Here is an 11,735-nt window from a genome sequence, read left to right as displayed (position 1 = left end):
GTGTCTGAAACAAAACACATAGTAAACAGGATTGCTGTAAACACTTCGGGCATTGCTACAGAAAACGCTTTTCAATGGAGAGCGAAGGTGGCGTCCTATATAAGTGACACATTTCCACGTCAGCTGCAATTAATCCTGGACGAGTTATATCAACCCGAAGAGCAGGTAAGCATCGACCGGGTAGAACTTAATATTGATCTGTCTAAAGCTGAAGGAATTGAGCAGTTTCAAAGAGAATTGATGCAGGCTTTAAGAATAGCGATAACCAAACAAAAGCAGGAAACAATACTAATCAATCAACAGGATGCTGCTGTGCCTGTTCCTTTAAACAGGTCGCTGGATGCATGGTTCTTTTATCTTCAAAAAGGATATTACCCCTGGTTTCACCAACAGGTGCTTGTGGGGAGGGACCTGGAATTATTAATAGAAAAGCATGTTCAATACATTGCTCAGCAATTGCCTCATTTATTGAATACATTCGAGGCACAACAAAGATTTTTACTCGAACTAACGGAAAGCACACTATATGTATTGCTTCCTTATTTTGTTAGAATCGAAACGCCATACAAGCTATTCGGCAAGGGCTCGATTGAGCAAAGAAGAGAAAAGGAACTCGCAAAAGCAAGGCAGGTGCTTTTAAAAATAATAATAGGCAAAGAAGCGGTTGATGAACGGCAGTTTATGGAAATGGTCAGTTCAATGAATGATCCTGTTCAGCAACAGCAAATAGAAAATGATCCGCGGGCGAAATTCCAGGCAACTTTCCCTCCAAAACAAAGGCCTGGCAATAGGCAAGAAGAGAATGACACCGCTATTTGGATACAAAACGCAGGACTTGTTTTGTTGCACCCTTTCCTTCCTGTTTTATTTGACAGGTTATTGGTTGTAAATGATCAGCGCCAAATTATAAACATAAAGAAGGCATTAGGCCTGGTTCATTATCTTCTGTATGGGGAAGAAGAGTATTCAGATGCAAAGATGGTATTGCCCAAGATCTTTTGCGGTATTTCTTACAGCGATCCAATACCAATAGATGTTGCTATTAACAGTGCTGAACAGGAAGAGTGCAATGAACTAGTGCTTTCGGTTATTGAGTATTGGGAAGCCTTGAAAAATACATCTGCAAAAGGCCTTTTGGAAACGTTCGTATGGAGAAGGGGCAAGCTAAGCCCAGGCGATAATGGCTGGCTATTGCGGGTGGAAAACAGGACAGAAGATATTTTGCTCGACCGGCTGCCCTGGAGCATTGGTTACATAAAATTACCCTGGATGATAACACCTCTTACAACTGAATGGAGGTAACCTAAAATTAAAACCATGTTATGCACACAACACAAACAAAAACGGAAAGAAAGGCAACTGCTACTGGGGGACATCTTTTTTTTGCTCCGGTTCAGGCAAAACTAACCGTTAATCAACCCAACGATGTTTATGAGCAGGAAGCGGATGCCGTTGCAGAGAAAGTAATGCGCATGACGGATCATTCAACGAAAAGCTCTCCGTTCTTTCAACCGGCCTACACCGGCCTACAACGCAAAGACTCCGACAATTCGGAGAGCGAAGCTCCGGATCAGCTGACTGATTATGTAGGAGGTTTGAATAGTAAAGGCGCTGCCATGTCTGGTCAAACAAAACAGTTTTTTGAATCCAGGATGGGCCATGACTTTTCAAACGTAAAGATCCATACAGACGATTTAGCAGCTAGGTCTGCACAGAGTATTAATGCATTGGCTTATACATCCGGCAATAACATTGTTTTTAATCAAAACCAATACCAGCCGGCAACAAACGCCGGCAAAAGACTAATAGCGCATGAATTGACACATGTGGTGCAGCAAAGCTCCCACATACAACCCTACAGAAGTAAGAAAGCGTTCAACTTTGGCAAAAATGACACAGCAACACTTATTGAAGAGTCCTTTTCTTACAAAAAGGATAAAGAAACCAAACCCTGGATAGAAACCATCTTATTAACTCTTGATAAAACAATTACTGATGTTAACGGCTTTACAACTTATACCGGAACAGGAAAAGCAAGTTATTATAACAATGCAGTAAAATTACCCGACATCAGTTTTACAGCAACTGCCGGATCTGAGGATTTGGGAATGACTTCTGCAGGCTCTTTTAAAGTAACCAGAATAGAAGGAATTGGCTATAACAGCGGAAAATATTCAGGTAAGGTGGATAAGAAAAACAGGGAGGGTCCCAATAAAAGATATTCAAAGGATTTGTCGGCTAATATGAGTTATGCTGTTTTTTTTCATGGCGGGGAAGCCTTGCACCAGGGACCTTTAGATTGGAGCTCGCATGGATGTGTACATGTGGACTGGGCTACAAATGAAATGCAGCAGATCAACTATCATAGTATAATCGGGATCACCAAAGTGGAAGTAAAATACAAATAGCCATACAATTGTTATCCTGCATGGCGAGATTAATAATGCTCGCTTATGGGGCGGGTTTAAGGCGGCCCGGAAGCGCTCGAATTAAATAATTCAATTGAGGAATGATGCACAAAAGTTTGATCACAACCGGACAGAACAGCAGTAAGCAAGCTGGAACAAACCAGCAATTATTTTTTCGACCCAGGATAACAATCAACCAGCCTAACGATAAGCATGAGCAAGAAGCAGAAGCAGTAGCCGGGAAAGTGATGCGAAAAGGAAATACGGATAACGCTACTTCGCTTTTTTTCAATGCAGTGCACCATACGCCGGGAAAACCAATGCCACAGCGCGTTCAGCAAAAAGGAACCGGCAAAAGTGTGCAGCGCAGTTTAGCAAATATTGGGACAGCTATTTCAGCTACTAATCAACAAGCCATCAGAAATAGAATCAGCTTTTGGGATGTGCCATTGGCGCCGGCAGTAGTTTCCACGGGCGCACTTGAAGATTATTTCAGGAAGTCTCCACCCAACGCATCGATAGGATTTTCGGGAACAACCTCGATAGATTCATCTGTAATACAAACAACCGCAACACCACAAAATGCAACTTTTGATGTAGCAAGAGGGTTGAGCAGCTTACCCGGCCATTTTGTAAGTACGCATAATATGCCTCAGAACTCAACGGCTACCATTAATATGGATCTTTCTTCCTTTGGTGGTCAAGCCGGTATTTTTAGAATTACTTATTTGAACGCTAACCCCGGCACCACCGGAGCGGCGCAGCTGCAATTTCATTTAGAGTTTGTGTCGGCTGCAAGAACTACTCCCACATTAACGACCCGCCCGGGAGCATTTGCTGTTGGTGGGCATAATTTTTCGGCAATCGGCTGGCCCGATGACCGGTATGATGAACTTATAGATGTAATGAACCGCGTTCCGGCTACCGCCTTGCAGCAAATTGACGGAATGAGGTTTAGGTATAGAAGCCAGCTTCTTCAAACTATAAGCCAATTGGGAGAAGACGGAGAAGCGTTATTGCAAACAGGTGTGCCCGCAAATCAAAGAGAAATAATAATATGGAGCACCGTAACGAGGCCCACCGTACTTAACTACAGCGGTTTTACGCGAACGGCCTATGTAGTAGCGCATGAAATAGGTCACTGGCTCGACTTTAACCCGATATTTATTGCTGCTAACGGTGCAGCAACAGATTCTGCGTCGGGTTTTTACCGGATAGGTGGAGATGGTGCCTTAACAGAAGGGGCAAACAGGCGTACCCGCTTCAGCCGGTTAAACAGCGCCAATCCTTCAGCTACCAGTTACGGAACAACGGATCTTAAAGAAAGCTTTGCCGAATATTTTGCAATGTATGTTACAGATCCGGCACAGTTAAGACTTTTAAGGCCTGATATTTTTTCATACATCCAATCTGCCTACCCGTAAATCTGAGGATAAAAGAATCTCCGGCAGTAAACCCAGGAAAGTACTTTTTTCAAATCAATATGACGAAGGAATTAAAACATTTACGCGAGGGCCTAGACCTTCTAAGCATAGCAATAAGTCAGCGCCTGTACTATTTTTTCAGTAAGCAGGAGCAGGCTCCCGCCAAGATTTTACCGGCAGATATTGTGGTCCCCAGGATGAAATCAATACCAGTACTCAATGCTGAAGAATTCGTGATTTTAACAATGGCTCTGGCTCCGCATATTGTTCCCGGTTTTTTTGATACTGCAATCCAGCAATATTTGCCACAGGGTGGAGAGTTTCCCGAATTGGGTGGAATAAAAACCGGCAATCAGCGAGGGATGCAGCCAACCGGTGAAACGGTGTTATTTATATTAGCGGGTATGGATGTAAGTGAGCGCTTAAGGGTGTCCCGCTATTTTTCTGCGGATCATATCTTTTATAAAAAAAATATTTTATGGCTGGATACGACACAGGCTGGGGAACCCGCTTTAAGCGCCAAACTGGTTTTATCACAAGAATACGTAGACCTTTTGTTAATCGGTAAAGCCTCAAAACCCCGATTTAGCAGCAGCTTCCCGGCCAGGCATATTGAAACGGGATTAGGGTGGGAAGATCTGGTGCTGAGCGCAGAAGCCATGCAACAGGTGCAGGAACTACAAACCTGGCTCATCCATAAAAAAACTTTAATGAATGGTTTGAAAATGGGCAAAAAGTTGAAACGGGGTTACAGGGTACTTTTCCATGGTCCGCCCGGAACCGGTAAAACATTAACGGCAACTTTACTGGGGAAGCATACCAGGCGCGAGGTATACCGCATTGACCTTTCCATGATGGTGTCAAAATACATTGGTGAAACAGAAAAAAACCTCGAAGCGCTTTTTAACAGGGCAGAAGCCAAAGACTGGATCTTGTTTTTTGATGAAGCTGATGCTTTGTTTGGTAAGAGAACCGGCGTGCGCGATGCACATGACAAGTATGCCAACCTGGAGGTATCTTATTTATTACAGAGAGTGGAAGATTTTGATGGCCTGGTGATATTGGCATCTAATATGAAAAGCAATATTGATGAGGCCTTTATAAGACGGTTTAATGCTATTATCAGGTTTACGCAACCAACACCCGACGAGCGGGAAAAGATCTGGAGAAACTCTTTCCCCGAAAAAATGGAGTTCGGTAATAATGAGGATGTTCCCTCATTAGTAAAGCAATACGATCTTTCCGGGGGAGGCATCATCAATATCGTTCAGTATGCCTGTTTAAAAACACTTGAAAAAGGAAATACAGAGATCTTTTTAGAGGATGTGGTAGATGGTATAAAAAGGGAGATGCATAAGGAAGGGAAACCTTTTTAGCACTGGATTATTTAAAAGCAAAAATCCACTCTTAAAGAGTGGATTTTTTGTGGTGTGGGCCGGGATCGAACCGGCGACACAAGGATTTTCAGTCCTTTGCTCTACCGACTGAGCTACCGCACCATCCGTAATGGGGTTGCAAAAATAGTGTTTTTTTGATAACAATGTGAATAATTGTCAAAAAAATGTTAGTTACATCCCATATTCAGCTAAAAACTTGATTCGCATGATCTTAAGCTGCTCCCAATTGAAATCAAACTCCGCCAGTTCCTGTTGCGCCACATCCAGGGATGAAGTCTCACAGGTTTTAAAATACTCCATAATCTCTTCCTGGTCAGCCTCGTCGAGCATTTCGTCAATAGCATACCCCAGGTTTAGCTTGGTACCACTGGCTGCAATGGTTTCCATTTCTTCCAAAAGTTCCGATATTTTCCATCCCTTATTCTTGGCAATGGTTTCCAGCGGGATTTTCTTATCCGTTTGCTGTATAATATATACTTTGTTGCCGCTTTTATTAACGACGCTCTTCATCACAAAATCATCCGGCTTCACAATATTGTTTTCCTCTACGTAGCGGGCAATCAACTCAATAAAAGGCTTACCATAACGTCTGGCCTTGGGGCCGCTTACTCCCTGGCATTTTTCCAGCTCCTGTAAGGTGGTAGGATAAAGCGTGGCCATATCCTGCAGCGATGTTTCCAGGAAAATAACCCAAGGCACCAGGGATACTTTTTTCGCCTGTTTCTGGCGAAGCTCCTTCAGCATTTCAAACAGTTTGTCATCTGCAGCGGCTCCTTCTCCGTTTCCTTCTCCACCCTCTTCATCATCACCTACAGCGTCTTCAAACTTATTATTCAATACAATAGTAAAACTCTTAGGCTTTTTTGTAAAGTCGCTGCCTTTATCGGTAACCTTTAAAACACCATATTCTTCAATATCCTTCCTGATCAGGCCTTCCAGGATCATCTGGCGAACCAGTGAGTTCCAGAAATGGGCATCGTGTTCCTTACCGGCACCAAAACAGTTTAGCCCCTCGTGCCTGAACATTTTTACCTGTGGCGTAAGTTTACCGCTAACAATGTTAACAAGGTAATCCGTAGCAAATTTCTCATCCAGCTCTTTCAGGGCTTTCAGGGCAACTACTACTTCAGCCTTAGCTTCTATTTTTTCTTTAGGGTGCTTACAATTGTCACAATTCCCACAGTTTTCTTCCAGGTAATGTTCGCCAAAATAGCTCAGGATCACCTTTCGCCGGCATACACCACTTTCTGCATAGGCAACCGTTTCATTGATGAGCTGTGCACCCACTTCGCGCTCACTCAGTGGTTTATCGCGCATTAAATGTTCCAGCTTGCTTACGTCTTTGTGGGAATAATACAGCACACACTTACCTTCCAGTCCATCCCGGCCGGCCCGGCCTGTTTCCTGGTAATAATTCTCAATCGACTTAGGAATATTATAATGAATAACAAACCGTATATCCGGCTTGTCAATACCCATTCCAAAAGCAATGGTGGCTACAATAACCTGTACATCTTCGCTCAGAAAATCATCCTGTCGTTTGGCACGCAGTTTTGCGTCAAGGCCGGCATGATAGGCAACTGCCTTAATGCCATTCGCTTCTAAAATCGAGGCGAGTTCCTCGGTGGTTTTACGGTTGAGCGTATAAATAATCCCGCTCTTGTTCTTCATTCCCTTAATAAACCGCACAATGCTTTCATCCGTTTGGTTCTTTTTTATCTTGGGAAGAATTTCATAATAAAGATTATCCCTGTTAAAAGAAGAAATAAAAATGTTCGGATTACGCAGATCCAGGTTTTTTACAATATCGCTCTGCACTTTAGGCGTAGCAGTGGCCGTCAATGCAATAACCGGAACCTGGGCATTGATCTGGTCCATCATCTCCCGTAATCTCCTGTATTCAGGTCGGAAGTCATGACCCCATTCACTGATACAGTGTGCTTCGTCCACCGCGAAGAAAGAAATATCCAGGTCGCTGAAGAAAGCCAGATTTTCCTGTTTGGTCAGCGTCTCCGGCGCTACATAAAGCAATTTTGTTTTGCCCGAAAGCAGGTCGTCGTGTACCTCTTTTATTTCCTTCTTGTTGAGCGTAGAATTAAGAAAGTGAGCTATTTCATCATTACTATTATAGCCTCTTACCAGGTCTACCTGGTTTTTCATCAAAGCGATAAGTGGAGAAACAATGATCGCTACTCCTTTTAACATTACTGCCGGCAACTGGTAACACAAACTCTTTCCGCCGCCCGTTGGCATTATTACAAATGTATCATTTCCGGCAAGTAAAGACTCTATGATAGCCTCCTGCTTGCCTTTAAACTGTTTGAATCCGAAATTTTTCTGCAGCTCTTTCTGCAGATCTATTTTAGCCTTAGGCTTTTGCTCAGGTTCTTTTTTGGCTTTTTTTGGAGCCGCTTTTGCTGATTTAACTCCCATTATAACAAATCCATAATATTTAAAAAAATCAAGTGTAAAAAGATACACCAGTTATCCCTAACAAAAAAATATTCTTTAGAAAGGGGTGCTAAGTTAGTCTAACTAATGAAACGATTAAAAGCAAAAAAGGTTAAAAGTTTCTTCCGGTCAATTTGCCGGTATCTGCAAATGGGCATCAGTTCACGGAAGAACAGTGCTTATCTGTTGATCATCAGGAGGTCATGCTTTCTTTTTTATCCTCTAAACTGATTACAGAAAGCTTTTTCTTTTTTAAATGTATAAACCGATATTTTTGCCTTTTTGCTGTAAATCATGCCACAGTCACCCAAAAATATCGCCCTTCGTGTTATAGCATTGGAAGCCGCCGCTATAAGCGACCTGGGGAGGTTGATCAACGATCATTTCGACCAGGCCATTGAATTATTACAAAACTGTAAGGGGCGTGTTGTTTTGAGTGGAATTGGTAAAAGTTCGCTGATTGCACAGAAAATAGTGGCAACATTCAACTCTACCGGAACGCCCTCTATTTTTATGCATGCTGCAGATGCTTTGCATGGAGATTTGGGAATTGTGCAGGAAGAAGACGTAGTTATTATTTTAAGCAAGAGCGGCAATAGCCCGGAAATAAAAGCGCTGATTCCGCTTATTAAGAATTTTGGCAATAAGCTGATTGCTATCTCGGGCAACGATCAGTCTTTACTAGCCTTACAGGCCGACGTTTTTCTGGATACCACAGTACAGCAGGAAGCTTGCCCCAATAACCTGGCGCCAACCACTAGTACCACAGCACAACTGGTAATGGGTGATGCCCTGGCTGTTTGCTTGATGGAATTAAAGGGTTTCAAAGATGGGGACTTCGCAAAATTTCACCCCGGGGGAACTTTGGGAAAGAAATTATACCTGCGCGTTGCAGATGTTTGCGCGCATAATGAGAAGCCGGCTGTGCTGGCGCATCAAACGCTAAAAGAAGTTATTGTAGAAATAACAAAAAAACGGCTGGGAGTTACTGCGGTGGTAGATGAACAGCACAACCTGATCGGGATCATTACAGATGGGGACCTGAGACGAATGCTGGAAAAAAGTGCAGATATCGACCATATTGCAGCAAAAGATATTATGACACGTGAGCCAAAGAGTATTATAGGGGAAGAGTTGGCTGTAACAGCTCTGGATATGATGCGCAAAAATTCCATTACGCAGTTAGCGGTTACTAATGGAACAAAATATGCAGGCATCATACATATTCACGATTTATTAAAAGAAGGGTTAATTTAATTTATGAATAAGAACCATTATGTGGCTATTATGGCTGGTGGCATCGGAAGCCGGTTTTGGCCTAAGAGCAGAACCAGTTTTCCAAAGCAGTTTTTGGATATATTAGGAACAGGTAAAACGCTGATACAGGCTACATTTGCACGGTATAGTAAAATTGTTCCTGTAGAGAATATTTTTGTAGTAACCTCCGAGGATTACGCCGGTATTGTACACAAACAGTTACCTGAACTGCCCCAGGATAATATTGTTGCTGAGCCATTCAGAAAAAATACAGCGCCCTGTATTGCTTATATCGCATTTAAAATTCATAAGTTAAATCCGGATGCGGTAATGATTGCTGCACCGGCCGACAATCATATTCTGGACGAAGAAAATTTCGGCGGTGTAATGCATAAAGCGCTGGACTTTGTATCACATGTAAGCGCTTTAACCACCGTTGGCATTATGCCCACCCACCCCAACACGGGCTATGGATATATACAGCATGAGGCATCGGAAGCTGCACCGGGTATTTATAAGGTAAAAACCTTTACGGAAAAGCCCAACCTGGAGCTGGCAAAAACTTTTATCGAAAGCGGAGACTTTCTGTGGAACAGCGGCATTTTTACCTGGAAATGTAAAACGATTATCAGCGCTTTTGAGCAGCACCTGCCAGAGATCTTTGAGTTATTTGACGGGGAAAAAGAACAATTCAATACGCCCGCCGAAAAAAAGACAATTGAATCTATTTATTCTCAATGCCCGAGTATTTCTATCGATTTCGGGATTATGGAAAAAGCGAATAATGTTTACATTATTCCGGCCTCTTTTTCGTGGAGCGACCTGGGTACCTGGAACAGTGCTCATGCCAACATGGAAAAAGATTACTTCGATAATGCCGTTGTCGGTGACAATGTGATGGTTTTTGATACACATCATTGCATGATCCACACTTCTAATAAAAAGATGATACTGGTGCAGGGCCTGGAAGACTATATTGTAGTGGACACCGATGATGTTTTGATGATCTGTAAAAAAGAAAAGGAACAGGAAATAAAAGACTACGTTTCCGAGATCAAAAGAACAAAGGGAGATAAGTATTTATAGAATTACCGCATAATCGGCGTAATTTTAAATAACTATGTTAAGCAGCTACCCAGTACAGAACATCCTGTTTTTAGATATTGAAACAGTGCCGCAGCAATCGGACTACAACCAGCTAGCCGATGACTGGAAAGGGCTCTGGAACAATAAGGCCAATGTATTATTACGTAATAAGGAAGAAGAAACTCCCGAGACCATTTACGAGCGGGCAGGAATTTACGCCGAGTTCGGCAAAATTATCTGCATTAGCTGTGGGGTTATACAGGGCCCCGAAAATAACCGGAAACTGGTCATTAAGTCTTTTGCGGGAACCGACGAAAAAGAGCTGCTCAGGAATTTCAGCGAAATGCTGAATAAATGGAGCCCGCCCGTGCCGGTGCGTACAGGAACAAGTAGTAATGAACCCAAATATTTATGTGCCCATAATGGTAAAGAGTTCGACTTCCCATATATCTGCCGTAGGCTTATAATCAACTATTTACCCATTCCTTTGATGCTGAGCATCGCCGGCAAAAAGCCCTGGGAAGTAAATCATCTTGACACCATGGAGCTGTGGAAATTTGGCGATTATAAAAGCTACACTACTCTCAACCTGCTGGCGCATAGTCTCGGTATACCAACTCCTAAAGATGATATCGATGGGAGTATGGTGGCCAAAGTGTATTACGAAGAAAAAAATCTTGATCGCATTGTTACCTATTGCCAGAAAGATGTAATAACGCTGGCGCATATCTTTCTCCGGTTTATGGGAGAAAGTCCTTTGCCTGCTGAGGCGGTGGAAATAAAGTAACGGCCGGCAAAGAAGCATTGCTTTTTGGCGAAAAGGTGTTTATAAAGCCCGGGGCGAACCGCCAAACTTTCCAAGCCCGTAAAAATGTTATGGGCCGTAAGCCTGCATTAACCTATTTTTAACCGAAATAAAAATATATTTGCGCCAATCTAAAATATTTATGAAGAAAATTCTATTTGCTGCTTTCGCTTTATTTTTTGCAGGAAGTGTTTTTGCTCAGGTTGATACTACAACAAAACCTGAATTGGTGGTAAGCGAACCAGCTAAAAAACCAAAGAAAAAATATAACTTAACCAACCGTGCTAATGATCATTTTTTAGTACAGTTGGGTTATACCAACTGGATGGATGCACCGGACAGCATTGCAACCAAGGGCTTATCAAGAAGCATTAATGCCTATTTTATGTTCGATTTTCCATTTAAGAGCTCTCCTAAGCTAAGTGCAGCAATAGGTGCCGGCGTGGGAACAGATCACGTATTCCTGGATGGAAGCTTTGCTGATGTTAAGGGAAGAACCAACACCATGCGTTTTTATGGCGGTGATACAGCCAATGTAGATGTGAAAAAAACAAAAGTAGTTACCAGCTACCTGGAAGCTCCGATTGAACTTCGTTATACTGCAAATCCTGAGCAAAGTGATAAGAGCTTCAAAGTGGCAATAGGTGTAAAAGTGGGAACGATGTTAAAAGGTGGTACACGCAGCCGTATTACAGAACCCAATTCTATACCGAATTACCTGTTGAAAGAGTCGAGCAAAACTTATTTTAATACTACCCGTATCGTAGGTACAGCCCGCATTGGTGTTGGACACTTTACGCTGTTTGGAACTTACCAGTTTACCAGCTTGCTGAAAGCCGGCGCAGGTCCGCAGTTGAAGCCCTATACAATTGGCCTGAGCTTTGGCGGACTTTAGAAAATAAAACTC

At 42.7% G+C, this 11,735-nt stretch carries 9 protein-coding genes and 1 tRNA gene; 8 read left to right on the top strand and 2 right to left on the bottom strand.

All coding sequences use genetic code 11. The features are described from left to right. The 4 genes from ACLOAU_RS06285 (at position 1) to ACLOAU_RS06270 (ending at position 5,208) form a co-directional block, all read left to right on the top strand. A complete protein-coding gene (locus ACLOAU_RS06285; protein WP_427861005.1) occupies positions 1-1,302 on the top strand; it encodes a contractile injection system tape measure protein in 1,302 nt (433 codons plus the stop codon). A 20-nt stretch (positions 1,303-1,322) separates the two neighbouring features. Further along, entirely contained in the window at positions 1,323-2,408 is a 1,086-nt protein-coding gene (locus ACLOAU_RS06280) for an eCIS core domain-containing protein (protein WP_427861004.1), read from the top strand. A gap of 101 nt (positions 2,409-2,509) precedes the next feature. Beyond that, positions 2,510-3,832 carry a hypothetical protein gene (locus ACLOAU_RS06275; protein ID WP_427861003.1) on the top strand — a complete coding sequence of 441 codons (1,323 nt, stop codon included), beginning with the start codon at positions 2,510-2,512 and terminating at the stop codon, positions 3,830-3,832. A gap of 59 nt (positions 3,833-3,891) precedes the next feature. Further along, positions 3,892-5,208 (top strand): ATP-binding protein, encoded by a 1,317-nt coding sequence (locus ACLOAU_RS06270; RefSeq protein ID WP_427861002.1) that lies wholly within the window; start codon positions 3,892-3,894, stop codon positions 5,206-5,208. Positions 5,209-5,258: 50 nt separating this feature from the next. Here the strand turns inward: ACLOAU_RS06270 and ACLOAU_RS06265 are convergent. Together ACLOAU_RS06265 and recQ are read right to left on the bottom strand one after the other, a co-directional pair. Further along, a tRNA-Phe gene (locus ACLOAU_RS06265) sits at positions 5,259-5,331 on the bottom strand. A 69-nt stretch (positions 5,332-5,400) separates the two neighbouring features. Then, the gene (recQ, locus tag ACLOAU_RS06260) at positions 5,401-7,662 is read right to left on the bottom strand and encodes a DNA helicase RecQ (RefSeq protein WP_427861001.1); all 2,262 of its coding nucleotides are present in this window, start codon (positions 7,660-7,662) and stop codon (positions 5,401-5,403) included. A 312-nt stretch (positions 7,663-7,974) separates the two neighbouring features. Between recQ and ACLOAU_RS06255 the strand changes: the two genes are divergently transcribed. The 4 genes from ACLOAU_RS06255 (at position 7,975) to ACLOAU_RS06240 (ending at position 11,723) form a co-directional block, all read left to right on the top strand. Beyond that, on the top strand, positions 7,975-8,937 hold the full coding sequence (locus ACLOAU_RS06255) for a KpsF/GutQ family sugar-phosphate isomerase (RefSeq protein WP_427861000.1): 963 nt from the start codon (positions 7,975-7,977) through the stop codon (positions 8,935-8,937). Between the two features lie 3 nt (positions 8,938-8,940). Continuing rightward, on the top strand, positions 8,941-10,023 hold the full coding sequence (locus tag ACLOAU_RS06250) for a mannose-1-phosphate guanylyltransferase (protein WP_427860999.1): 1,083 nt from the start codon (positions 8,941-8,943) through the stop codon (positions 10,021-10,023). Between the two features lie 34 nt (positions 10,024-10,057). Beyond that, complete coding sequence (locus ACLOAU_RS06245; protein WP_427860998.1) at positions 10,058-10,810, top strand: 3'-5' exonuclease; 753 nt, start codon at positions 10,058-10,060, stop codon at positions 10,808-10,810. Between the two features lie 160 nt (positions 10,811-10,970). After that, complete coding sequence (locus ACLOAU_RS06240) at positions 10,971-11,723, top strand: outer membrane beta-barrel protein (RefSeq protein ID WP_427860997.1); 753 nt, start codon at positions 10,971-10,973, stop codon at positions 11,721-11,723. Positions 11,724-11,735 lie beyond the last annotated feature (12 nt).

The organism is Paraniabella aurantiaca (assembly GCF_050309965.1).
Taxonomy (GTDB): domain Bacteria; phylum Bacteroidota; class Bacteroidia; order Chitinophagales; family Chitinophagaceae; genus Niabella.
This window is presented reverse-complemented; position numbering and strand designations above follow the sequence as displayed.

Coding starts and splice junctions, on each gene's coding strand:
- ACLOAU_RS06275 (WP_427861003.1), top strand. CDS start 2,510: ATGATGCACAAAAGTTTGATCACAACCGGACAGAACAGCAGTAAGCAA.
- ACLOAU_RS06280 (WP_427861004.1), top strand. CDS start 1,323: ATGCACACAACACAAACAAAAACGGAAAGAAAGGCAACTGCTACTGGG.
- ACLOAU_RS06240 (WP_427860997.1), top strand. CDS start 10,971: ATGAAGAAAATTCTATTTGCTGCTTTCGCTTTATTTTTTGCAGGAAGT.
- recQ (WP_427861001.1), bottom strand. CDS start 7,662: ATGGGAGTTAAATCAGCAAAAGCGGCTCCAAAAAAAGCCAAAAAAGAA.
- ACLOAU_RS06270 (WP_427861002.1), top strand. CDS start 3,892: ATGACGAAGGAATTAAAACATTTACGCGAGGGCCTAGACCTTCTAAGC.
- ACLOAU_RS06250 (WP_427860999.1), top strand. CDS start 8,941: ATGAATAAGAACCATTATGTGGCTATTATGGCTGGTGGCATCGGAAGC.
- ACLOAU_RS06245 (WP_427860998.1), top strand. CDS start 10,058: ATGTTAAGCAGCTACCCAGTACAGAACATCCTGTTTTTAGATATTGAA.
- ACLOAU_RS06255 (WP_427861000.1), top strand. CDS start 7,975: ATGCCACAGTCACCCAAAAATATCGCCCTTCGTGTTATAGCATTGGAA.